Source organism: Arenimonas sp. (genome assembly GCF_022842045.1).
GTDB lineage: Bacteria > Pseudomonadota > Gammaproteobacteria > Xanthomonadales > Xanthomonadaceae > Arenimonas.
This window is the reverse complement of record NZ_JALHQI010000031.1, coordinates 16,078-36,029: the sequence shown is the minus strand read 5'-3', so window position 1 is coordinate 36,029 and position 19,952 is coordinate 16,078. Positions and strand designations below refer to the sequence as shown.

23 protein-coding genes and 1 pseudogene are annotated in these 19,952 nt (G+C 70.2%); 9 read left to right on the top strand and 15 right to left on the bottom strand.

Annotated features, from left to right (window positions below; all coding sequences use genetic code 11):
* Window positions 1-568: molybdopterin dinucleotide binding domain-containing protein (locus Q0C12_RS08420; RefSeq protein ID WP_290888885.1), on the top strand; the 568-nt coding region annotated here is incomplete at its 5' end.
* 12 nt (window positions 569-580) lie between these two features.
* Here the strand turns inward: Q0C12_RS08420 and Q0C12_RS08415 are convergent.
* The gene (locus Q0C12_RS08415; RefSeq protein WP_290888883.1) at window positions 581-970 is read right to left on the bottom strand and encodes a hypothetical protein; all 390 of its coding nucleotides are present in this window, start codon (window positions 968-970) and stop codon (window positions 581-583) included.
* A gap of 104 nt (window positions 971-1,074) precedes the next feature.
* Between Q0C12_RS08415 and Q0C12_RS08410 the strand changes: the two genes are divergently transcribed.
* Window positions 1,075-2,178 (top strand): sterol desaturase family protein, encoded by a 1,104-nt coding sequence (locus Q0C12_RS08410; RefSeq protein ID WP_290888880.1) that lies wholly within the window; start codon window positions 1,075-1,077, stop codon window positions 2,176-2,178.
* 81 nt (window positions 2,179-2,259) lie between these two features.
* Here Q0C12_RS08410 and Q0C12_RS08405 read toward each other — a convergent pair whose 3' ends face one another.
* The 3 genes from Q0C12_RS08405 to Q0C12_RS08395 all read right to left on the bottom strand — a co-directional run bounded on the left by Q0C12_RS08405 (window position 2,260) and on the right by Q0C12_RS08395 (window position 3,611).
* Entirely contained in the window at window positions 2,260-2,703 is a 444-nt protein-coding gene (locus Q0C12_RS08405) for a CoA-binding protein (protein WP_290888877.1), read from the bottom strand.
* A gap of 5 nt (window positions 2,704-2,708) precedes the next feature.
* Window positions 2,709-3,191, bottom strand: coding sequence for a peptidylprolyl isomerase (gene slyD / locus Q0C12_RS08400; protein ID WP_290888874.1), 483 nt, complete (start codon window positions 3,189-3,191; stop codon window positions 2,709-2,711).
* A gap of 210 nt (window positions 3,192-3,401) precedes the next feature.
* Window positions 3,402-3,611: a cold-shock protein gene (locus Q0C12_RS08395; protein WP_290778779.1), complete on the bottom strand. Its 210-nt coding sequence runs from the start codon at window positions 3,609-3,611 to the stop codon at window positions 3,402-3,404.
* Between the two features lie 154 nt (window positions 3,612-3,765).
* Here Q0C12_RS08395 and Q0C12_RS08390 point away from each other — a divergent pair, with 154 nt between their 5' ends.
* Both Q0C12_RS08390 and Q0C12_RS08385 read left to right on the top strand, forming a co-directional pair.
* The gene (locus Q0C12_RS08390; RefSeq protein ID WP_290888871.1) at window positions 3,766-4,542 is read left to right on the top strand and encodes a ferredoxin--NADP reductase; all 777 of its coding nucleotides are present in this window, start codon (window positions 3,766-3,768) and stop codon (window positions 4,540-4,542) included.
* A 60-nt stretch (window positions 4,543-4,602) separates the two neighbouring features.
* Window positions 4,603-5,364 carry an alpha/beta hydrolase gene (locus Q0C12_RS08385; protein WP_290888868.1) on the top strand — a complete coding sequence of 254 codons (762 nt, stop codon included), beginning with the start codon at window positions 4,603-4,605 and terminating at the stop codon, window positions 5,362-5,364.
* Window positions 5,365-5,386: 22 nt separating this feature from the next.
* Here the strand turns inward: Q0C12_RS08385 and Q0C12_RS08380 are convergent, their stop codons facing one another.
* The gene (locus tag Q0C12_RS08380; RefSeq protein WP_034213727.1) at window positions 5,387-5,869 is read right to left on the bottom strand and encodes a glutathione peroxidase; all 483 of its coding nucleotides are present in this window, start codon (window positions 5,867-5,869) and stop codon (window positions 5,387-5,389) included.
* 191 nt (window positions 5,870-6,060) lie between these two features.
* Here Q0C12_RS08380 and Q0C12_RS08375 point away from each other — a divergent pair, with 191 nt between their 5' ends.
* Entirely contained in the window at window positions 6,061-8,217 is a 2,157-nt protein-coding gene (locus tag Q0C12_RS08375) for a M3 family metallopeptidase (protein ID WP_290888864.1), read from the top strand.
* 85 nt (window positions 8,218-8,302) lie between these two features.
* Here the strand turns inward: Q0C12_RS08375 and Q0C12_RS08370 are convergent, their stop codons facing one another.
* Window positions 8,303-8,746: a PA2169 family four-helix-bundle protein gene (locus Q0C12_RS08370; protein ID WP_290888861.1), complete on the bottom strand. Its 444-nt coding sequence runs from the start codon at window positions 8,744-8,746 to the stop codon at window positions 8,303-8,305.
* 253 nt (window positions 8,747-8,999) lie between these two features.
* Window positions 9,000-9,485, bottom strand: a complete 486-nt coding sequence (locus Q0C12_RS08365) for an 8-oxo-dGTP diphosphatase (RefSeq protein ID WP_290888888.1) — start codon at window positions 9,483-9,485, stop codon at window positions 9,000-9,002.
* A 106-nt stretch (window positions 9,486-9,591) separates the two neighbouring features.
* Between Q0C12_RS08365 and Q0C12_RS08360 the strand changes: the two genes are divergently transcribed.
* Complete coding sequence (locus Q0C12_RS08360; RefSeq protein ID WP_290888858.1) at window positions 9,592-10,833, top strand: TIGR03862 family flavoprotein; 1,242 nt, start codon at window positions 9,592-9,594, stop codon at window positions 10,831-10,833.
* Window positions 10,834-10,914: 81 nt separating this feature from the next.
* On the opposite strand, the gene Q0C12_RS08355 is transcribed toward Q0C12_RS08360, so the two are convergent.
* Both Q0C12_RS08355 and Q0C12_RS08350 read right to left on the bottom strand, forming a co-directional pair.
* On the bottom strand, window positions 10,915-11,742 hold the full coding sequence (locus tag Q0C12_RS08355) for an FKBP-type peptidyl-prolyl cis-trans isomerase (protein ID WP_290888855.1): 828 nt from the start codon (window positions 11,740-11,742) through the stop codon (window positions 10,915-10,917).
* Between the two features lie 59 nt (window positions 11,743-11,801).
* Window positions 11,802-12,515: a pseudouridine synthase gene (locus tag Q0C12_RS08350; RefSeq protein ID WP_290888852.1), complete on the bottom strand. Its 714-nt coding sequence runs from the start codon at window positions 12,513-12,515 to the stop codon at window positions 11,802-11,804.
* Between the two features lie 229 nt (window positions 12,516-12,744).
* Between Q0C12_RS08350 and Q0C12_RS08345 the strand changes: the two genes are divergently transcribed.
* On the top strand, window positions 12,745-12,933 hold the full coding sequence (locus tag Q0C12_RS08345) for a hypothetical protein (protein ID WP_290888849.1): 189 nt from the start codon (window positions 12,745-12,747) through the stop codon (window positions 12,931-12,933).
* A 72-nt stretch (window positions 12,934-13,005) separates the two neighbouring features.
* Here the strand turns inward: Q0C12_RS08345 and dbpA are convergent, their stop codons facing one another.
* From dbpA to Q0C12_RS08325, 4 genes are read right to left on the bottom strand one after another with little or no spacing between them, the layout of a single operon-like run.
* Complete coding sequence (dbpA, locus tag Q0C12_RS08340) at window positions 13,006-14,376, bottom strand: ATP-dependent RNA helicase DbpA (RefSeq protein WP_290888846.1); 1,371 nt, start codon at window positions 14,374-14,376, stop codon at window positions 13,006-13,008.
* A gap of 35 nt (window positions 14,377-14,411) precedes the next feature.
* Window positions 14,412-15,023 carry a rhomboid family intramembrane serine protease gene (locus Q0C12_RS08335; RefSeq protein ID WP_290888843.1) on the bottom strand — a complete coding sequence of 204 codons (612 nt, stop codon included), beginning with the start codon at window positions 15,021-15,023 and terminating at the stop codon, window positions 14,412-14,414.
* Between the two features lie 25 nt (window positions 15,024-15,048).
* The gene (locus Q0C12_RS08330; protein WP_290888840.1) at window positions 15,049-15,444 is read right to left on the bottom strand and encodes a hypothetical protein; all 396 of its coding nucleotides are present in this window, start codon (window positions 15,442-15,444) and stop codon (window positions 15,049-15,051) included.
* A gap of 31 nt (window positions 15,445-15,475) precedes the next feature.
* The gene (locus Q0C12_RS08325; protein WP_290888838.1) at window positions 15,476-16,147 is read right to left on the bottom strand and encodes a glutathione S-transferase; all 672 of its coding nucleotides are present in this window, start codon (window positions 16,145-16,147) and stop codon (window positions 15,476-15,478) included.
* Between the two features lie 79 nt (window positions 16,148-16,226).
* On the opposite strand from Q0C12_RS08325, the pseudogene Q0C12_RS08320 reads away from it, so the two are divergent.
* Together Q0C12_RS08320 and Q0C12_RS08315 are read left to right on the top strand one after the other, a co-directional pair.
* A pseudogene (locus Q0C12_RS08320) lies at window positions 16,227-17,402 on the top strand (lytic murein transglycosylase); the annotation flags it as partial.
* A 154-nt stretch (window positions 17,403-17,556) separates the two neighbouring features.
* Window positions 17,557-18,432, top strand: coding sequence for a neutral zinc metallopeptidase (locus Q0C12_RS08315; RefSeq protein WP_290888836.1), 876 nt, complete (start codon window positions 17,557-17,559; stop codon window positions 18,430-18,432).
* Between the two features lie 3 nt (window positions 18,433-18,435).
* Here Q0C12_RS08315 and Q0C12_RS08310 read toward each other — a convergent pair whose 3' ends face one another.
* Together Q0C12_RS08310 and Q0C12_RS08305 are read right to left on the bottom strand one after the other, a co-directional pair.
* On the bottom strand, window positions 18,436-19,341 hold the full coding sequence (locus tag Q0C12_RS08310) for an acyltransferase (RefSeq protein ID WP_290888834.1): 906 nt from the start codon (window positions 19,339-19,341) through the stop codon (window positions 18,436-18,438).
* An 8-nt stretch (window positions 19,342-19,349) separates the two neighbouring features.
* Window positions 19,350-19,910, bottom strand: a complete 561-nt coding sequence (locus tag Q0C12_RS08305) for an NAD(P)H-dependent oxidoreductase (RefSeq protein WP_290888832.1) — start codon at window positions 19,908-19,910, stop codon at window positions 19,350-19,352.
* Window positions 19,911-19,952 lie beyond the last annotated feature (42 nt).

Here is a 19,952-nt window from a genome sequence, read left to right as displayed (position 1 = left end):
GCGCGGCGGCACCGGGCTGGACGTCGCGGCCCTCGCCGCCGCGCCGCACGGCCTTGACCTCGGCCCGCTGCGCCCGTCCCTGCTGGCGCGCCTGCAAACGGAAAGCGGCGCCATCGAATGCGCGCCGCCGCTGCTGATGGACGCACTCGCCGGCCTCGCCGCGGCGCCGGCCGATGCCGACGCGCTGCGGCTGGTCGGTCGCCGCCACGTGCGCAGCAACAATTCCTGGATGCACAACGCGCCGCGGCTGGTGAAGGGCAAGCCGCGGCACCAGCTGCTGATGCATCCCGACGACCTGGCAAGCCGCGGGATCGCCGACGGCGCGCGGGTGCGCGTGAGTTCGGCGGTGGGCAGCATCGTGACCGACGCCGCGGCCAGCGACGACCTGATGCCGGGCGTCGCCTGCCTGCCGCACGGCTTCGGCCACGACCGCCCGGGCACGCGCATCACGCGCGCCGAAGCCTTGGCCGGTGCGAGCTACAACGACCTGAGCGATCCGGCGGCGCTGGATGGTCCCAGCGGCAACGCCGCGCTCAATGGCCTCGCGGTGATGGTGGCGCCGGCCTGAGGCCGGCGGCGGTCAGGAGCCGCCGTGCCGCAGCCAGCGTTCGGCGACCGTGGCGTTGCCGAACACGCGGCCGTTGGCACCGCGCTCGATCGCGAGGATCTCGCCGTGTTCCATCGCGGCCAGGATGTCGATGCGGCCCACCACGAACGCCACCTGGATCTTGTCCAGGCCCATCTCGATCAGCGCGTCCACCATGAAGGGCACCTCGTGCTCGCCCTCGCGCTCGCCCAGTGCCTCGACCACCATCAGTTTGCGCGCCTTCCGCAGGCGCACCTGCTCGGCGACGAGGGTCCAGTAGGCGATGGAGATGTCGCGGTTGTCGCGGGGCCCGGAGACGCGGGCGTAGAGGTAGCCGGGGCGATCCTCGAAGACGAGGTGGATGTCGGGAGGCAGGGAGATCACGTGGACTTTCTGGCGCGGGGGGACGCGCATTCTAGCGCAACGCGTAACATTGTTTCATCGCCGGCATGCGCTATCGTGCCGCCAACCCCTTGCCGGAAAGTGGCATGACCCCGACGCGTCGTTCGTGGATGGCCTCGATTTCAGCCGCGCTCGGCCTGCTGAGCCTGGTGGCGGTCGCCTGCTTCCACTTTCCGGAATGGCTCACCAGCCGCGATTTCCGCGCGGTCTACAGCGAACACTTCGCGCGCCGCCTTCTGCTGGCGGGATTGGTCGCTGCCTTCGTGCTCGGAACGCTGGCGATCCTGCGCGGGCGTGACCGGCGCGTCGCGCTCACCGGCGTGGGTAGCGCGACGCTGGCGGTCCTGTTCGGAGGCGCGGACATCCAGCTCGACGCCATCGGGCAGACGCCGTGGTCGCTGGGGCTGGACTGGTTCGTGGTGTCGCTGCTCTTCTCCGCGCTGGTGTTCATCCCGCTGGAAAAAGCCTTGGGCAGGATCCCGCAGTCACCGCTGCGTCCGGAGTGGCGCACCGATATCGGCTACTTCTTCCTCAGCCACGTGCTGGTGCAGTTCATCCTGATCGTGGTCACCACCTGGACCAGCACGGTGGCGGCGCTGGCGGCGTTCCCGCCGCTGCAGGCCGCGATCCAGTGGCTGCCGACCTGGGCGCAGTTCCTGCTGGCGGTGCTGGTGGCCGACCTGGCCCAGGCCAGCCTGCACCGCGCCTACCATCGCGTGCCTTTCCTCTGGCGATTCCATGCCGTGCACCACAGCAGCGTGCACATGGACTGGCTGGCGGGATCGCGCATGCACCTGCTGGAGATCCTGCTCACCCGCGGCTTCGTGCTGCTGCCGCTGGTGGTGCTGGGCTTCGCGCCTGGCGCGATCAACGCCTACGTCATCCTGGTCGGGCTACAGGCGGTGCTGGCGCACGCGAACCTAGGCCTGCGCTTCGGCTGGCTCGAGCAGGTGCTGGTGCTGCCGCGCTACCACCACTGGCACCACGCGCGACGCGCGGACTTCGTGGATGCGAACTACGCCATCCACCTGCCGCTGGTGGACCGGCTGATGGGCACGCACCGGCTGCCGGCGGACGGCAGCTGGCCGGAATCGTACGGAATACTGGATCCGGCTGAAGTGCCGCGCGGGCTATGGCGACAGCACCTCGCGCCGTTCCTGCCGCGCAAAGTCGCGCGCAGCCAGGAATGAGGGTGCGTCCGGGGGTGTCATCCGCGCGTCGGTAGTGCAGTGGCCAATCCGGCGACGAAGCGCCGGACCCGGGAGCGTGGCTCAGCCCGTCGCCAGGTTGCGGTGGTCCACCATGATGCAGCGATCCTGCACCACGTCGATGCCGGCCGCCAGCAGCGCCTCGGCGAAGGCATCATCGCGGATGCCCGACTGCAGCCAGACCGCCGACGGGCGCTTGGCGAGGAGGTCGTCGAGGTGCGCGGCCAGGTCGCTGGGCTTGCGGAACACATTGACCAGGTCGACGTCGCCCGGGACGTCCACCAGGCGCCGGAACACCGGGCGCCGCAGGATGCTCTCGACCTCCGGGTAGTACACCGGCACCGGCACCACGTCGTAGCCGGCGCGTTCGAGATAGCGCGGCACTTCGATCGCGGGCTGGCCGCGCTGGGCCTCGGTCTTGATCCCCAGCACGGCGATGCGCCGGACCCGGGACAGCAGCGCCCGCAGGTCCGGGTCTTTCGTGATCAGCTGGCCGCGGGCGCCCATGGGGATCAGTGGTGGTGGCCGCCGGCGCCGTGCACGTGGCCGTGCAGGACTTCCTCGACGCTGGCCTCGCGCACGTCGGTCACTTCGATCGCGAAGTGCAGGTTCTGGCCGGCGAGCGGATGGTTGCCGTCCACGGTGACCATGCCGTCCTCGATCTTGGCGATGACGACGGAGATGGCGCCCTGCGGGGTCTGGGCCTGGAACTGCATGCCCACCGCGAGCTCGTCGACGCCCTGGAAGGCCTCGCGCGGCACGACCTGGACCAGCATCTCGTTCGGGGTGCCGTAGCCTTCCTCGGGCGTCACCACCACGTCGAACTTGTCGCCCGCCTGGCGACCTTCCATCGCCTTCTCCAGGCCCGGCACGATGCCGCCGACGCCGTGCAGGTAGGCCAGCGGCTCGCCGCCGCTGGAGGAATCGAGCACCGCGCCCGCGTCGTTGGTGAGGGTGTAGTGGAACGTGGCGACGGTGCGCTCGGCGATCTGCATGGGAATCCTTGGGAATTGCGCCGGCACCGGCATCGCCGGGCGGCTGGGAGAGGGCGCATAGGCTAGGCGAACCGCCCCGCCCAAGCAAATCCCGGCAAATAAACCAGGCTCATTTGATTCAAATGAACCTGGTTTATTTGGGGAATGAAAAAGCCCCGGCCGTTGCGGGCCGGGGCTTGTTCTTGCGCTGCCTGGCGGCAGGCAGCCGGATTACATCGGCTGCACTTCGTCCGCCTGCATGCCCTTCTGGCCCTTCACGACCTTGAAGGAGACCTTCTGGCCTTCCTGCAGGGACTTGAAGCCGGTGCCCTGGATGGAACGGAAGTGGACAAACACGTCCTCGCCGCTTTCCGGGGTGATGAAGCCAAAGCCCTTGGCGTCGTTGAACCACTTCACGGTTCCAGTCTGACGATCCGACATATCTCTAATCCTTAAATAACAGTTGTTGGGTAACCACGATTTACCGTGATACCGGCAACCGCAGTGGTCCCACCCTACTCGCTTATGGGCCGGAAAGCTATTGGCGTACAATCGGCGGTCCTTTTGGCCACCCCCGCCCCGCCGAGCCCCCTGCATGTCCGCCTTCGCCACCGAGCGCGTGCTCACCGTACGGCACTGGAACGACGCCTACTTCAGCTTCACCACCACCCGGGACGACGGGCTGCGGTTCGAGAACGGCCAGTTCGTGATGATCGGGCTGGAGGTGGCCGGCCGGCCCCTGATGCGCGCCTACTCCATCGCCAGCGCCAACTGGGAGGAGCACCTGGAGTTCTTCAGCATCAAGGTGCCCGACGGCGCCCTGACCTCCCGGCTGCAGCACCTCCAGCCCGGCGACGACGTGCTGGTAAGCCGCAAGCCCACCGGCACCCTGCTGATCAGCGACCTGCACCCGGGGCGCAATCTTTACCTGCTGGCGACCGGCACGGGCCTGGCGCCCTTCCTGGGCGTGGTGAAGGACCCCGAGACCTACGAGCGCTTCGACAAGGTGATCCTTACCCACGGCGTCCGCGGCGTCGAGGACCTGGCCTACCACGACTACATCGTCAATGAACTGCCCCGGCACGAGCACCTGGGCGAGATCATCGGTCGCCAGCTGCTGTACTACCCGGCCGTGAGCCGCGAGCCGTTCCGGCATTCCGGCCGGCTGACCACCCTGATGGAAAGCGGCCGCCTGCAGGCCGACCTCGGCCTGGAACCGCTCGACGCCGCCCGCGACCGCGCCATGATCTGCGGCAGCCCGCAGATGCTGGCCGACTTCCGCGCCCTGCTCGACGCCCGCGGCTTCAGCGTCGCGCCGCGCATCGGCACGCCCGGCGAGTACGTATTCGAGCGCGCCTTCGTCGAGAAGTAAGCCGGCTGGCGGGGCCCGCGCGCCCTCGCCTATGCTCGGGTCATCCCGATGGAGACGCCGATGCGCCCGACCCTTCGCGCCACCCTGCTCGCGCTGCTTGCCCTGTTGCTGGCCGGCTGCCTGTCACCCGGCGCCACCCGCGACACCATTGCGACCCAGCTGGTGCCCGCGCCGGCTGGCGGCGGCGACAAGGTGCTGGTGGTGGTGCTGCCCGGCCGCGGCGACGACCTGCAGGGCCTGGTGGACAGCGGCATCGCGCCGGCGATCCAGGCCGCCTGGCCCGGGGCCGACGTGCTGCTGGCCGAAGTCACCATGGCCTACTACTACGAAGGCCGGATGCCCGAGCGCCTGCACGACGAGGTGATCGCGCCCGCCCGCGCCCGCGGCTACGCCGGCGTCTGGCTGGCGGGCGCCTCGATGGGCGGCATGGGCACCCTGCTCTACGAGCGCAGCCGGCCCGGCGAGCTCGACGGCCTGGTGCTGCTGGCGCCGTACCTCGGCGACCGCGGCCTGCTCAGGGAAATCGGCGAGGCCGGACTCGCCGCCTGGCAACCGGGCCCGGAGCCGGCCGGCATCGACCGCAAGACCTACCAGCGCGAGGTCTGGCGCAATGTGCAGCGCTGGCCGGCCAGCGGCCGCAGCCAGGACGTCTGGCTGGCCTACGGCGAAGACGACCGGCTGGCGAAGGCCATCGGCGTGCTGTCCCCCGCCTTGCCCGGCAACCAGGTGCTGGCGCGGCCAGGCGGCCACGCCTGGGTGGTGTGGAGCCCGGCCGCAGGCGAGGTTTTCGCCCGCATCCGCGCAAGCCGCGCGGGGCGCTGAGCCGCCGCGCGCGGAACCGGTCTCAGCCCAGCAGCTTGGCGATGTCCTTGCCGATCTTCTCGGGCGTGTCGGTCGGGGCGTAGCGCTTGACCACCTTGCCGTCCTTGTCGACCAGGAACTTGGTGAAGTTCCACTTGATCGCCTCCAGCCCCAGCAGCCCCGACTTCTCGGACTTCAACCACTGGTAGAGCGGATGCGCCTTGGCGCCATTGACCTCGATCTTGGCGAACATCGGGAAGCTCACGTCATAGGTGAGCGAGCAGAAGTTCTTGATTTCCTCGGCGTCGCCCGGCTCCTGGTGGCCGAACTGGTCGCAGGGGAAGCCCAGCACCACCAGGCCCTTGCCGGCGTAGTCGCGCGAGAGCTTCTCCAGCCCGGCGTACTGCGGCGTGAAGCCGCACTTCGAGGCCGTGTTGACGATCAGCATGGCCTGGCCGCGGAAGTCGGCGAGCGACTGCTCCTTGCCGTCGAGGGTGGTGGCGGAAAAATCGTAGACGGTGGTCATGGCGGGCTCCGGTGGGTGCCAACAGCGTAACGCAAGCCCCGCGCCGCCGGAGCCCGCTTCACGCCACCTTTACGAACGCGGCTACGGCCGCCCGTCCCCTGCCTTTCGTCATGCGTGGCCGGGCGACGGCATGCGTTAGGCTTCGGGGGTTCATCCGAACCCTGCTCCCAAGACCCCTGCAAGGACGTGCCATGACCCAGAAGCTCTCCCTCGCCCTCGCCATCGCGCTCAGCCTCGCGGTGCCGGGCGCCACCTTCGCCGACGACCATGCGACCCAGGCCGCGGAACCCGTATCGGCCAACCCGTTCTTCACCGTCAGCACCCTGCCCTACCAGCTGCCGCCCTTCGACCAGATCCAGGACGCGCACTACGCGCCGGCCTTCGAGAAGGGCATGGCCGACCAGCGCGCCGAGGTCGACGCGATTGCCAACAACCCCGCCGCGCCCACCTTCGAGAACACCATCGTCGCGATGGAGAAGACCGGCAGCGTGCTCAACCGCACCGCGGCCGTCTTCTTCAACCTCGCCGGCGCCAACACCAACCCGGCCATGCAGAAGGTGCAGGCCGAGATGGCGCCGAAGCTGGCCGCGCACCAGGACGCCATCCTGCTCGATGGCAAGCTCTTCGCCCGCGTGAAGTCGCTGCATGACCAGCGCGCCAGCCTCGGCCTGGACGCCGAGTCGCTGCGCCTGCTCGAGCGCTACCACACCGATTTCGTGCGCGCCGGCGCCAATCTCTCGGAAGCCGACAAGACCAAGCTCAAGGCGATGAACGCCGAGCTGGCGACGCTGGCCACCACCTTCAGCCAGAACGTGCTCAAGGAAGTGCAAGCGTCGGGCGTGCTGGTGTCCGACGTGAAGGAGCTCGACGGCCTGTCCGCCGACGCCATCACCGCCGCCGCCGAGGCGGCCAAGGCCGCCGGCAAGGAAGGCCAGTACCTGATCGCGCTGATGAACACCTCGGGCCAGCCGCCGCTGTCCTCGCTCACCAACCGCGCGCTGCGCAAGAAGATCATGGACGCCTCGCTGACCCGCGGCAGCCGCGGCGGTGAGTTCGACAACCGCGCCATCGTCGCCCGCGTGGCCAAGCTGCGCGCCGAGCGCGCGGCGCTGCTGGGCTACGCCAACCACGCCACCTACGTGCTCGAGGACGAGACCGCCGGCACCGTCGGCGCGGTGAACAAGCTGCTGTCCGACCTGGCCCCGGCCGCGGTCGCCAACGCCCGCAAGGAAGCGGCCGACATGCAGGCGATCATCGACGCCGAGAAGGGCGGCTTCGCGCTCGAAGCGGCGGACTGGGCGTTCTATGCCGAGAAGGTGCGCCAGGCCAAGTACGACTTCGACGAATCGCAGCTGCGCCCCTACTTCGAGATGACCTCGGTGCTCGAGAACGGCGTATTCCACGCCGCCGGCCAGCTCTACGGCCTGCAGTTCAAGAAGCGCACCGACCTGCCGACCTACCACCCGGACGTGGTGGTGTACGAGGTGTTCGAGGCCGACGGCAAGCCGCTGGGCCTTTTCCTGGGCGACTTCTACGCTCGCTCGAACAAGCGCGGCGGTGCGTGGATGAACGCCTACGTGCCGCAGAACGGCCTGACCGGCACGCTGCCGGTGGTCGCCAACCACCAGAACATCCCCAAGCCGGCCGCGGGCCAGCCGACGCTGATGACCTTCGACGAGGTCACCACGATGTTCCATGAGTTCGGCCATGCGCTGCACGGCCTGTTTTCGAACGTGAAGTACCCGCAGTTCGCCGGCACCTCGGTGCCGCGCGACTTCGTCGAGTACCCGTCGCAGGTCAACGAGATGTGGGCTACCTGGCCCTCGATCCTGGCCAACTACGCCAGGCACCACGAGACCGGCGAGCCGATCCCGCAGGCGCTGTTGGACAAGGTGCTGGCCACCGAGCAGTTCGGCCAGGGCCACGCCACCACCGAGTACCTGGCGGCGGCGATGCTCGACCAGAGCTGGCACCAGCTGGCGGCCAACGAAGTGCCCAGCGACACGCTGGCCTTCGAGGCGCAGGCGCTCAAGGCCGCGGGCCTGGACTACGCGCCGGTGCCGCCGCGTTACCGCAGCACCTACTTCTCGCACATCATGGGCGGCTACTCGGCGGGCTACTACGCCTACCTGTGGTCCGAGGTGCTGGACGCGGAGTCGGTGGAGTGGTTCAAGGAGAACGGTGGCCTCAAGCGCGAGAACGGCGACCACTTCCGCAAGACCCTGCTCTCGCGCGGCGGCAGCGTGGATGCCATGCAGCTGTTCCGCGACTTCCGCGGCCGCGACCCGCAGGTCGGCCCCCTGCTCAAGCGCCGCGGCCTCGAGGTGGCGCCGGCGTCGGCCAAGTAATTCCGGCCGACCGCCCCAACGCAAACGCCCGGCTTTCGCCGGGCGTTTGTTTTTGCAGCCGCCGCTGGCGCGGCGCGCAGCGCGCTTACGCGTTGCGGTTGCAGGCGCGGAGTTCCTTGTTCAGGACCTCGGCCTTGGAGACGTACTGCTTGGCCAGCACGCGCACGACGAAGCTGTGGTCCTTGTCCAGCACGACCTTCTGGAAGGTGGTCTGGAGCTGGCCTTCGACCTCGGCCATGCGGACGTAGCGGTCCGCGCCGGCTTCGGGCCACTGCTTGCGCAGGCCGGCATAGGCCTTGCTCAGCTCGCCCAGGGTGGTTTCGGTGCGCTTGGCCGGCTTCTTCTTGCCGGCGACCGGCTTCACTTCGCCGGAAAGTTCGGCCGCCAGGTCGGACTTGGCCTTGGCCATGCGGGCGAACAGCGTGCTCAGCTTCTTGTCTTTGACCTTTTGCGCCGCTTCCTCGTAGAACGCGGTCCCGTCTTCGCTGATTTCGATCAGGTCGGAAAGGTTGTTCGTGGTATCGGTCATGCGGCGCTCCTTGGCGTAAGGGTTGGGCAGCGCGGTCGTCCCGCCGCCCAAACCAGGCAGCGGAGGGTCCCGGAAGCCGGGACGAGGCGATCGCGAAGGGAAGCGAACGACGCTGGCAACGGCCCGTGGGGTGTTATCAGCCCGTGAATCATACGTTCCACGAGGTGAAAAATTGGTTATCCGGGCGGGCACGGATATTTCAAACGGTCGATTCAAGCCTTTATCTTGCTTTTAGCCGCACGTTGGGAGATTTTCAGCGCGAATAGCGCCATGACAGCATCGCGCCGTCCCGGTACGGCATGACCCCGTGGAACGGCCTGGGGTCGCCATCGAACACCAGGGGCAGGAAATGGCGGTCCCCTTCCCACAGCGGAAGCTCCGCCAGCGCCTCGATGGGCACCCAGGACAGGTCGCCCTCCTCGTTCCGGGGCGGCACCTCGCCGGTCCAGTCCTCCACCACGAACAGGAAGCCCAGCCAGTCCTCGCCCTGCTTGCCGAAGCCAGGCCAGCTGATGGTGCCGCGCAGCGTCATGGCCCCGCACTCGATGCCGGCCTCTTCGCGGATCTCGCGCCGCATGCCCGACATCACGTCCTCGTCGGCCTCGAGCTTGCCGCCCAGGCCGTTGAACTTGCCGAGGTGGTGGTCGCCGGGCCGCGCGTTGCGATGGACCATCAGCACCTTGCGGCGATCCGGCGACAGCACGTAGCCCAAGGTGGCGACGATCGGGGTGTAGGGCATGCGCAGCTCGTTCGGGACATCGCTCGGGAACGACAGCATCGTTCCTCGACCCACGCGCGGGCAAGCCGCCGACAGCGCCGCGCGGGCGGCGTGAGACAATCCGCGCATGTCCACGCCCGCCCTCCCCTTGGTCGCCGTCATCGGCGGCGGCCCTGCCGGTTTGATGGCTGCCGAAACCGCGCGCGCGGCCGGCTGCGCCGTGGATCTGTTCGAGGCCAAGGGCTCGGTCGGGCGCAAATTCCTGATCGCCGGCAAGGGCGGGATGAACCTCACCCACAGCGATCCGCTGCCGGTGTTCGCCGGGCGCTATCGCGAGCGCCGCGACGCGGTCGCCGCCTGGCTGGCGGACTTCGATGCCGACGCCTTGCGCGAGTGGGCGCGGGGCCTGGGCGTGGAAACCTTCGTCGGCAGTTCGGGGCGCGTGTTCCCCAGCGACCTCAAGGCCGCGCCGCTGCTGCGCGGCTGGGTGCGGCGACTGCGCGAACGGGGCGTGCGCTTCCACGTTTCGCATCGCTGGCTCGGCCCGTCTGCGGACGGCGTGCTGCGATTCGCCACCGCCGACGGGCCGCGCGAATGCCGCGCCGACGCCACCGTGCTGGCGCTGGGCGGCGCGAGCTGGCCGCAGCTGGGTTCCGATGGCGCCTGGGCCGGCCCGCTGGCGGCGGCGGGCGTGGACGTCGCGCCGCTCAAGCCCGCCAACTGCGGGTTCGACGTGGCCTGGACGCCCTACTTCCGGCAGCACTTCGCCGGTGCGCCGATAAAGCCGGTGCGCCTGGCCATCGACGACGGGCGCCTGCCTCCCGCCTGGCGCCAGGGTGAGTGCGTGGCCAGCGAACACGGCCTCGAAGGCAGCCTGGTGTACGCGCTGTCGGCCGCCCTGCGCGATCGCATCCAAGCGCAGGGCGAAGCCACGCTGCTGATGGATCTCGCGCCCGGGCGCGAGCGCGAACGACTCGAGGCCGAGCTGTCGCGCCCGCGCAAGGGACGCAGCCAGGGCGAGCACCTGCGCCGCAGCACCGGGCTCGATGGCGTCAAGGCGGCGCTGCTGCGCGAAGTGCTGGGCAAGGACGGCCTTGACGCGCCGGCGAGGGTGGCGACGGCGATCAAGGCCCTGCCGCTGCGACTGCAGCGCCCGCGCCCGATCGCCGAGGCCATCAGCAGTGCCGGCGGCATCCGCCTCGAGGACCTCGACGAGCACCTGATGCTGCGCCGCCATCCAGGCCTGTTCGCCGCGGGCGAGATGCTCGACTGGGAGGCGCCGACGGGCGGCTACTTGCTCACCGCCTGTTTCGCCTCCGGTCGCCGCGCCGGCGCCGGTGCCGCGGCGTGGGTCCATGCGCAGCGCTGAGCGGCGCGATGCGCCGGCCGTTCGAAGGTGCGGCAGCGAGCTGCGCGATGCGCCGGCGGCCTGCCGCCGCGGCGCCGGGCTTCAGGGCGCCGTCGGCTCGCTGAAGTCGTACAGCGTGACGTCGAACACCAGCATGCCGCGCGGCGTGCCCGGCGATGGCGGCTGCATGTCGTAGGCCAGGTGGCCCGGGATCCAGAAGCGCACCGTGTCGCCCCGCGACATCAGCTGCACCCCTTCCTGCCAGCCCTGGATCAGCTGGTCGAGCCGGAACAGCGCGCGCTGGTCGCGCGCCACCGAGCTGTCGAACAGGCGGCCGTCGGTCGTCCAGCCGCTGTAGTGGATCTCGATCTCGCTGCGCGGGCCCGGCTTGGCGCCGCCGTCGCCGCGCGCCAGCACCTTGTAGGCCAGGCCCGAAGCCGTGCGCAGCGCGTCCGCCGGCGGTGCCGCGACGTCGAGGGGTACCTGCACCGGGTTCTTCTCGCCCAGCACCGTCAGGTCGATCACGTGCAGCAGGTTGGGCATGCCCGGGTAGCCCGGCAGCAGGCGCTCGGGCTGGATCCACCAGCGGCGCGACTCGCCCACCGGCGTGCTCAGGATGGCGCGGGCCAGGCCCGGCTGCTCGGCGGCGAGCCGGCGCACGGTGGCCACCACCGGGCCGGATTCGCGCGAGCTGGCGCGGGTGACGCCATCCGAACTCCAGACGTCGGCGCGGTACTCGACCCACTCGCCCGAGAAGAATCGGTTGGCATCCGGCGCGGGCTTGAGCACGATGTAGCTCATGCCGCTGGCAGTCTCGACGGCCTGCTTCGGCGGCGCGTTCAGCGGCTGCGGCGGGCGGATCGGGTCAACGGCGAGGGCCAGGCCCGGGATGCAGAGCAGCAGGGCCAGCAGACGGGGGCGCAGGGACATCTTCGGGCTCCGGACAGGATGGGATGCGACGGCGCGGAGGGTAGCAGACGCGCGCCCGCTCACCACTCGGTGCGCGACGGCAGCAGGCCGCGCAGTTCAGCTTCAGTGAGGTTGCGCCAGCGGCCGGGCTTGAGTTCGGCCAGCTTGACGTTGGCGATGCGGATGCGGCGCAGCTGGGTGACACGGTAGCCGAAGGCGGCCGACATCAGCCGGATCTGCCGGTTCAGGCCCTGGGTGAGCACGATCGAGAAACCAAACTTGGCGATCCGGCGCGTGCGGCAAGGCAGGGTCATCTCGCCGTGGATGCGCACGCCCTTGGCCATGCCGCGCAGGAATTCCTCGGTGACCGGCTGGTTCACGCCCACCAGGTACTCCTTCTCCTTTTGGTTCTCGGCACGCAGGATCTCGTTGACGATGTCGCCATTGCTGGTGAGCAGGATCAGCCCCTCGGAATCCTTGTCCAGCCGGCCGATGGGGAAGATGCGCTGCTCGTGGCCAACGAAGTCGACGATGTTGCCCTTCACCGCCGCATCGGTGGTGCAGGTGATGCCGACCGGCTTGTTCAGCGCTATGTAGACATGGCGGCGCGCGCCCGGCTTCACGGCGCGCCTGGCCAGGACCTGGCCGTCGATCCGTACTTCGTCCCCCTCCTCGACCTGGGTGCCGATGCCGGCGGGCAGCCCGTTGACCGTCACGCGGCGCTCGGCCACCAGGCGGTCCGCCTCGCGCCGGGAGCAGTAGCCGGTGTCGCTGATGTGCTTGTTGACTCGCATGGTCGGGGCCGGCCGGGGTGCCGCAGGGCGTCAGAAGTGGCGCGCATCCTGTCACGCCGGGGCGGGCAAGTCACCGTGGCCTTGTGCGGCGCGGTGGCGCGCACCCCGATATCTGGGGTTCCGGGCCCGTAAAACGTGACCCAGCCCCCGGTCTCCGGCCGGCGCGGCGCGGTGGCATGGAACATGCAGAAGGTTCCCCTGCGCAATCCCCACCACACGGAGTCACGCCATGGGCATCGTCATCCCCTTCCCCACCCAGCAGGTCATGGACGAAGAGCTGGCCATCCAGCTCTGGGAGCTCGTCATGGCCGGCGAAATCGGCAGCCCGGAATACCGCCGACTCGACGCCGAGATCAGCCGCCGCAAGGCGCTGGCCGAGCCGCGTCGCCAGGCCTCCGGCGCCCGCCCCTGGCGCTGAGCGCCCCATGCACGCCGCGGTCCGCGGCACCCGCTGGAGCCGACGCGGCCACGCCGCGCCGCGCTCGCGCCGTCAGCCCAGTTTCCGGATCCGGAAGCTTCGGCCCTTGATCTTCCCCGCCCTGAGCTTGTCCAGGGCCTTGCTGGCCTGGCTGCGCTCGATCGCGACGTAGGTCCGGGTCGCGAACCCATCGATCTTGCCGATCGCCTCGGCCGGCAGCCCCGCGGCGCCGGTCAGCGCGCCGACCAGATCGCCCGGGCGCAGCTTGTCCTGGCGCCCCGCATCCACCACCAGGGTGGCCATCGCCGGCGGCGCCGGCTTGCCCGGCTTGCGCGAGAGGTCAATGCGCTCCCAGCGCACGGCCTGCCCCAGCTGCTCTTCGATGCCGATGACCCGGCGGCGCTCGTCCGAAGCCACCAGCGCCAGCGCCAGGCCTTCGCCGCCGGCGCGGCCGGTGCGGCCGATGCGGTGGGTGTGGGTGTCCACGTCGCTGGCCAGGCCGTGGCTGACGACCAGCGGCAGGTCCTTGATGTCCAGCCCGCGGGCGGCGACGTCGGTGGCCACCAGCACCTGCACGCTGCGGTTGCCGAAGCACACCAGCACCTCGTCGCGGTCGCGCTGCTCCAGGTCCCCGTGCAGGGCCAGCACCGAAAAGCCGCGCTGGGCCAGGTCGTCGGCCACCTGCTGCACGTCGCGGCGGGTGTTGCAGAACACCAGGGCCGATTCGGGCTTCTCATCGGCCAGCAGCAGGGCCAGGGCATCGGTCTTGCGCGGCGCCTCGACTTCATAGAAACGCTGCACGATCGCCGCGACGGCGCCATCGGCGACCGTGTGTTCCTCGGGCTCGCGCTGGAAGCGGCGGCCAAGGGCGCGGATCTCCTCCGGGAACGTGGCCGAGAACAGCAGGGTCTGCCGGTCCTTCGGCGCCTGCGACAGGATGCCGGCGATGGCGGGCTCGAAGCCCATGTCGAGCATGCGGTCGGCTTCGTCCAGCACGACCACGCGCAGCTGCCCGAGCACCAGCGCGCCTTCGTCGATCAGCTCCTGCAGGCGGCCGGGCGTACCCACCACCACGTGCGGCGGGTGCACCAGCGAGGCCAGGTGCGGCCGCAGCGGCACGCCGCCGCAGAAGACCGACACCTTGATGTTGGGCATGAAGCGCGCCAGCCGGCGGATCTCCTTGCCGACCTGGTCGGCCAGCTCGCGGGTCGGGCACATCACCAGTGCCTGCACCTGGCCGGCGTCGGGCTGCAGCTTCGACAGCAGGCCGAGGCCGAAGGCCGCGGTCTTGCCGCTGCCGGTGCGGGCCTGGGCGATCACGTCGCGGCCGGCGAGGATGGGCGGCAGGCTGGCGGCCTGCACGGGGGTCATCTGGCGGTACTCGAGTACCTCCAGGGCCTGCTGCAGCTCGGCCGGCAGCGGCTGGGTCGTGAATTCAGTCATGCCGCATTCTCGCACGGCCCCGGCCGAGCCCGGGCTCAGCCGCCCGGGTTGGACAGTTCGGCCAGGAAGTGCGATAGCACGCGGGGCTCCAGCAGCACCGTGAACAGCAGGCCGTAGGCGGCGCCGGCCAGGTGGGCACTGTGGTTGATGCGGTCGGCCTGGCGGTGGTTCATGTAGACCGAGTAGCCCGTGTAGAGCACCGCGAACAGGATCGCCGGCACCGGGACGAAATAGACGTAGATCGTTTCCCAGGGCCTGAGCAGGATGAAGGCGAACAGCACGGCCGACACCGCGCCCGACGCGCCCAGCGTGACGTAGTTGGGGTCGTCGCGGTGCTTGAGGTAGCTGGGCAGGGCCGACACCACCAGCGCCGAGAGGTAGAACCACAGGAACCCCATAGCCCCGAGGTACTGCGCGTAGAAGCCTTCCATCAGCCGCCCGAAGAAGAACAGCGTGATCATGTTCAGCAGCAGGTGCATGAAGTCGGCATGCACCACGCCATAGCCCAGGAAGCGGTGGTACTCGTGCCGGCGCGTCACGGCCGGCGGCCACAGCACCAGAGCGCCGCGCAGCGCCTCGTTGTTCAACCCCAGCCAGGACACCAGGCTGGTGGCGACGATGATCGCCAGCGTGATCGAGAACTCCATGGGCTTCCTTGTCCGGGCGCGCCGCTCAGCCGCCCATCGGCGTGCGCTTGCCGTCGGCGGCCACGATCTCGCAGTCGCGGGTCCAGGCCTTCTGCTGGCCGGTGCCGCCACTCATCCGGCCGGCGGCCTGTTCGCGGAACTCCTCCGCCAGGCCGGCGCGGCCTTCCTCGCCCAGGCGGCAGGCCATGTGCATGCCGCCCGGCATCGACTGCGTGTAGTCGCAGCGGCCTTCGGTTTCCCCGGTCACGGCGTGCGCGATCTCGAAGCCCTTCACGAACGGGTGCGGCTCGGTGCGGCTGGCCGGCGTGCAGGTTGCGACGGCGTCCGCGAAGGCGGCGGGATCCATCGCGACCGGCGGATCCCCGTCAGCGGCGGCAACCGGCAGCGAGAGCAGGAACAGGGCGAGCACAGAAGGCTTCATGGCGGAATCTCCGTGGCGGGGCGCCACCAGCTTATCGCATCAGTTCATAGGGGCCGCCCTTGGCCAGCGCGCGCTGGTAGGCGGGACGGGCGTGGATCTTCGCCAGGAACGCCGCCAGCTTCGGGCGCGACGCACCCAGCGCACCGCGGGCGGCCGCGGCTTCGATCGGGAAGCTGAGCTGGATGTCGGCCACGCTGAAGTCCGGGCCCGCGAACCACTCCGAGGACGCCAGCGCCTGCTCGAGGTAATCGAAGTGCAGCTTCAGCTGCGGCGACACGAAGGACGACATCACCTTGTCGGCGATGCCCCTGGCGATCGGCTTGGCGAAGAACGGCATCGGCGAACTGCGCACCTTCGAGAACACCAGGGTCATCAGCAGCGGCGGCATCAGCGAACCTTCCGCGTAGTGCAGCCAGTACGTGCAGGCGCGGCGCGCCGGGTCGCCGGGCGGCGGCAGCAGGCGGCCCTTGCCATGGGTGTCCGCCAGGTACTCGATGATCGCGCCGGATTCGGCAACCACCACGCCGCCGTCAGTGATCACCGGCGACTTGCCCAGTGGGTGCACTTTCTTCAGCGCGTCCGGCGCCAGCATCGTCTTCGGGTCGCGCGCATAGCGCTTGACCTCATAAGGCACGCCGAGCTCTTCAAGCAGCCACAGGACCCGCTGCGAACGGGAGTTCTCTAGGTGGTGGACCGTGACCATGCGCGCCATCCGATGCGGGGAAGGCCGCAGCATAGCCCGGCCGGTGACGATTCAGCCGTCGCCACGTAAGGTTCGCGCCATGCGCCCGACCCTGCCCCTGCTGCTCGCCTTCCTCGCCCTGCCCGTACCCGCGGCGGAGCCCACGCTCGACGCCTGCCTGGCCTCGCTGCGCCCGCAGGCGCTGGCACAGGGCCTCCGGGGCGACACCTGGGACACGCACACGGCCGGACTGGCGCGCGACCCCGGCGTGCTCGAGTCGCTCGACTACCAGCCCGAATTCCGCACGCCGATCTGGGACTACCTGGCCGGCCTGGTGGACGACCAGCGCGTGGCCGACGGCCAGGCGATGCTGGCCGAACACGCTGAGCTGCTGGCCCGCGTGCAGGACGCGCACGGCGTCGACCCGGCCACCGTGGTCGCGGTCTGGGGCGTGGAAAGCGACTACGGCCGCACCTTCGGCAAGAAGCCGCTGCTGGGCTCGCTGGCCACCCTGTCCTGCGAGGGTCGGCGGCAGGCGTTCTTCAAAGGCGAACTGTTCGCGACGCTCAAGCTGATCCAGGCCGGCGACCTGTCGGCCGAAGGCCTGGTGGGGTCGTGGGCCGGCGCCTTCGGGCACACTCAGTTCATGCCGTCCACGTATGCGCGCATCGCCGTCGACTTCGACGGCGACGGCCGCCGCGACCTGGTCGGCAGCATCCCTGATGCCCTGGCATCCACCGCGAACTACCTGCGTCGGTCGGGCTGGCAGCCTGGCCGGCCCTGGGGCCATGAGGTCCGCCTGCCCGAGGGCTTCGACGCCTCGGTGAATGGCCGTCAGTCGCGGCGTCCGCTGTCGCACTGGGTCGGCCGCGGCGTGGTCCGCGCCGACGGCGGCGCGCTGGCCGCCGCCGACACGCCGACCGCGCTGCTGCTGCCCGCGGGCCGCGAGGGCCCGGCCTTCCTGGTGTTCAAGAACTACGACGCGATCTTTTCCTACAACGCCGCCGAGAGTTACGCGCTGGCAATCGCACTGTTGGCCGACCGCCTGCGCGGCGGTGCCGGCCTGCAGGCGCGCTGGCCCACCGACGACCCCGGTCTGTCCCGGGCCGAGCGGCGCGAGCTGCAGTCACTGCTGGTCGCGCGCGGCCACGACATCGGCGAAGTGGACGGCATGATCGGGGCCAGGTCCCGGGCGGCGCTGGCCGTCGAGCAAACCCGCCTCGGCCGCGAACCCGACGGTCGCGCCGGCCAGGCGATCCTGGCCGCACTCCGGGCCGACGCCGGCCCGGCCGACTGAAGTCCACCGCCGCCTGGCCGCCGCCGCGCGACCCGGTCCGGCCCCCGATGGCCGCATGGCCTGTCCGCGCGTCGCCCTCGCCCCGCGCCCGGGTTTGGGCAACAATCGGCCCGACCCCCTCGGAGACCGGCCCATGAAGTGGCGCAGCGCAAGACGCAGCAGCAACGTCGATGATCGCCGCGGTCGCGGCGGCCTCGGCGGTGGTGGCCTCAAGCTCGGCCTTGGCGGCATCGCCGCGGTGTTCGTCATCGGGCTGCTGCTGGGCAAGAGCCCGATGGAAATGCTGGGCCTGATCGCCCAGGTCCAGCAGCAGGCACCGTCCGCGCCACAGGCCGGCGGCGTGCCGGCCGCGCCCACCGCCAACGACGAGGCCTCGCAGTTCGTCGCCAGCATCCTGGGCGAAACCGAGGACGTGTGGAGCGCCATCTTCGAAGCCCAGGGCCAGCGCTACCCGGCGCCGACGCTGGTGCTGTTCAGCGGGTCGGTGCAGTCGGCCTGCGGCGGCGCGACCGCGGCGGTCGGGCCGTTCTACTGCCCGGGCGACCAGCAGGTCTACATCGACCTGAGCTTCTTCGACCAGATGGAGAAGCGCCTCGGCGGCGGCGGTGATTTCGCCGAGGCCTACGTGATCGCGCACGAGGTCGGCCACCACATCCAGACGATCACCGGCATCTCGGCGCAGGTGAACGACATCCGCCGCCGCGGCGGCAACGTCGAAGGCGCCGAGGGCCCGCTGGTGCGTCAGGAGCTGCAGGCCGACTGCTACGCCGGCCTGTGGGCCCACCACGCGCAGAAGCGCCATGCCTGGCTGGAGCCCGGCGATCTCGAGGAGGCCATGGCCACCGCCTCGGCCATCGGCGACGACACGCTGCAGCGGCAGTCGCGGGGCCAGGTGGTGCCGGATTCGTTCACCCACGGCAGCGCCGAGCAGCGCATGCGCTGGTTCCGCATCGGCTTCGAGGGCGGCGACTACCGCCAGTGCGACACCTTCGCCGCCCGGCGGCTCTGAGCCTCAGTCGCCCCGGGCCGCGCCCGGGCCGCTCCAGGTGGCCAGCCGTGCGTCCTTGGCCAGCCACAGCTCGTTGATCCAGCCCTGGAAGCGCACGCGGTGCGCGCGGTCGGTCTCGTAATCGCCCTCGGACAAGCCCGCCGGCACCGGCCGCGCCTGCACGTGCACGCGCACCTCGCGCACCCGGTTGCAGAACAAATCCACCAGCGTCGGCCGCGCCGGCTCGTAGTGCAGGGTCACGTCCAGCACGGTGTCGATGGCTTCGCCCATTGCGCCGACCACGAAGGCCACGCCGCCGGCCTTGGGCTTGAGCAGGTGCGCGAACGGCGAGGCCTGGCGCGCGTGCTTGGCCGGCGTGAAGCGCGTGCCCTCCACGAAGTTCATGATCGACACCGGGATGTGCCGGAACTTCTCGCAGGCCTTGCGGGTCGCCGCCACGTCGCGGCCGGCCAGCTCCGGCCGCTTGGCCAGCTGCTGGCGTGAGTAGCGCTTCATGAACGGGAAATCCAGCGCCCACCAGGCCAGGCCCAGCAGCGGCACCCAGAACAGCTGGCTCTTGAGGAAGAAGCGAAGCAGCGGGATGCGCCGGTTGAAGGCCTTCTGCAGCACCGGGATGTCCACCCAGCTCTGGTGGTTGGCCAGCACCAGGTAGTGGCCACCGTAGCGCAGTCCGTCGATGCCCTCGACCACGAAGCGGGTCGTGGTGAACAGGTCGATCAGCGCACTGTTGACGCCGATCCAGCTCTCGGTGATCACCATCAGCGCCCGGTCCAGCGCCGGGCGCAGGGCGCGCACCGGCAGCAGCGCCTTCACCAACGCCACCACCAGCAGCACCGGGACGTGGACCAGGGTGCTGGCGCTGACCAGCGCGCCGGCGAAGAGGGCCTTGGCCCCGCGCAGCAAAGCCATCGCCGACCTCAGGCCTTGATCCGCGCGACCCAGTCGGCGTACGCGTGGATGATCTTGCCCAGGAACTTGGCGGTGGATTCGCTGGCCAGTTGGCCGTCCTCGCCGAAGAACTTGTCGGCACCGCCGAGGTAGGCCTCGGGCTGCTGCATCAGCGGCACGTCGAGGAAGACCAGCGACTGGCGCAGGTGGTGGTTGGCGCCGAAGCCGCCGATGGCGCCCGGCGAGACGCTGACCACGGCGCCCGGCTTGCCGCCGAAGACGCTCTTGCCATAGGGGCGGGAGCCGACGTCGAGCGCGTTCTTGAGTGCCGCCGGCACCGAGCGGTTGTACTCGGGGGTGACGAACAGCAGCGCGTCGGCGCGGGCCACGCGTTCGCGGAAGCGGGTCCACGCCGCGGGTGGCGCCTCGGTTTCCAGGTCCGGGTTGTACAGCGGGAGGTCGCCGATCGCGACCTGCGACAGGGAGATCGAGGGCGGCGCCAGGCCGGCCAGTGCGTCGGCCACGCGGCGGTTGAGCGAGTCGGCCCGCAGGCTGCCGACCAGCACGGCGACATCGAAGGCTTGGGACATGGGGGTTCCTTGGTGGGCGGGGAGCGACAGCCTAGCAAGCGC

Excerpts from the sequence above, each read along its gene's own strand:
- Q0C12_RS08375 (WP_290888864.1), top strand. The coding sequence starts at position 6,061 with ATGACCCAGAAGCTCTCCCTCGCCCTCGCCATCGCGCTCAGCCTCGCG.
- Q0C12_RS08335 (WP_290888843.1), bottom strand. The coding sequence starts at position 15,023 with ATGGAGTTCTCGATCACGCTGGCGATCATCGTCGCCACCAGCCTGGTG.
- Q0C12_RS08410 (WP_290888880.1), top strand. The coding sequence starts at position 1,075 with ATGACCCCGACGCGTCGTTCGTGGATGGCCTCGATTTCAGCCGCGCTC.
- Q0C12_RS08380 (WP_034213727.1), bottom strand. The coding sequence starts at position 5,869 with ATGACCACCGTCTACGATTTTTCCGCCACCACCCTCGACGGCAAGGAG.
- Q0C12_RS08345 (WP_290888849.1), top strand. The coding sequence starts at position 12,745 with ATGGGCATCGTCATCCCCTTCCCCACCCAGCAGGTCATGGACGAAGAG.
- dbpA (WP_290888846.1), bottom strand. The coding sequence starts at position 14,376 with ATGACTGAATTCACGACCCAGCCGCTGCCGGCCGAGCTGCAGCAGGCC.
- Q0C12_RS08310 (WP_290888834.1), bottom strand. The coding sequence starts at position 19,341 with ATGGCTTTGCTGCGCGGGGCCAAGGCCCTCTTCGCCGGCGCGCTGGTC.
- Q0C12_RS08330 (WP_290888840.1), bottom strand. The coding sequence starts at position 15,444 with ATGAAGCCTTCTGTGCTCGCCCTGTTCCTGCTCTCGCTGCCGGTTGCC.
- Q0C12_RS08405 (WP_290888877.1), bottom strand. The coding sequence starts at position 2,703 with ATGGGCGCCCGCGGCCAGCTGATCACGAAAGACCCGGACCTGCGGGCG.
- Q0C12_RS08355 (WP_290888855.1), bottom strand. The coding sequence starts at position 11,742 with ATGTCCCTGCGCCCCCGTCTGCTGGCCCTGCTGCTCTGCATCCCGGGC.
- Q0C12_RS08305 (WP_290888832.1), bottom strand. The coding sequence starts at position 19,910 with ATGTCCCAAGCCTTCGATGTCGCCGTGCTGGTCGGCAGCCTGCGGGCC.
- Q0C12_RS08370 (WP_290888861.1), bottom strand. The coding sequence starts at position 8,746 with ATGACCGATACCACGAACAACCTTTCCGACCTGATCGAAATCAGCGAA.
- Q0C12_RS08325 (WP_290888838.1), bottom strand. The coding sequence starts at position 16,147 with ATGGTCACGGTCCACCACCTAGAGAACTCCCGTTCGCAGCGGGTCCTG.
- Q0C12_RS08315 (WP_290888836.1), top strand. The coding sequence starts at position 17,557 with ATGAAGTGGCGCAGCGCAAGACGCAGCAGCAACGTCGATGATCGCCGC.
- Q0C12_RS08395 (WP_290778779.1), bottom strand. The coding sequence starts at position 3,611 with ATGTCGGATCGTCAGACTGGAACCGTGAAGTGGTTCAACGACGCCAAG.
- Q0C12_RS08360 (WP_290888858.1), top strand. The coding sequence starts at position 9,592 with ATGTCCACGCCCGCCCTCCCCTTGGTCGCCGTCATCGGCGGCGGCCCT.
- Q0C12_RS08390 (WP_290888871.1), top strand. The coding sequence starts at position 3,766 with ATGTCCGCCTTCGCCACCGAGCGCGTGCTCACCGTACGGCACTGGAAC.
- Q0C12_RS08385 (WP_290888868.1), top strand. The coding sequence starts at position 4,603 with ATGCGCCCGACCCTTCGCGCCACCCTGCTCGCGCTGCTTGCCCTGTTG.
- Q0C12_RS08350 (WP_290888852.1), bottom strand. The coding sequence starts at position 12,515 with ATGCGAGTCAACAAGCACATCAGCGACACCGGCTACTGCTCCCGGCGC.
- slyD (WP_290888874.1), bottom strand. The coding sequence starts at position 3,191 with ATGCAGATCGCCGAGCGCACCGTCGCCACGTTCCACTACACCCTCACC.
- Q0C12_RS08365 (WP_290888888.1), bottom strand. The coding sequence starts at position 9,485 with ATGCCCTACACCCCGATCGTCGCCACCTTGGGCTACGTGCTGTCGCCG.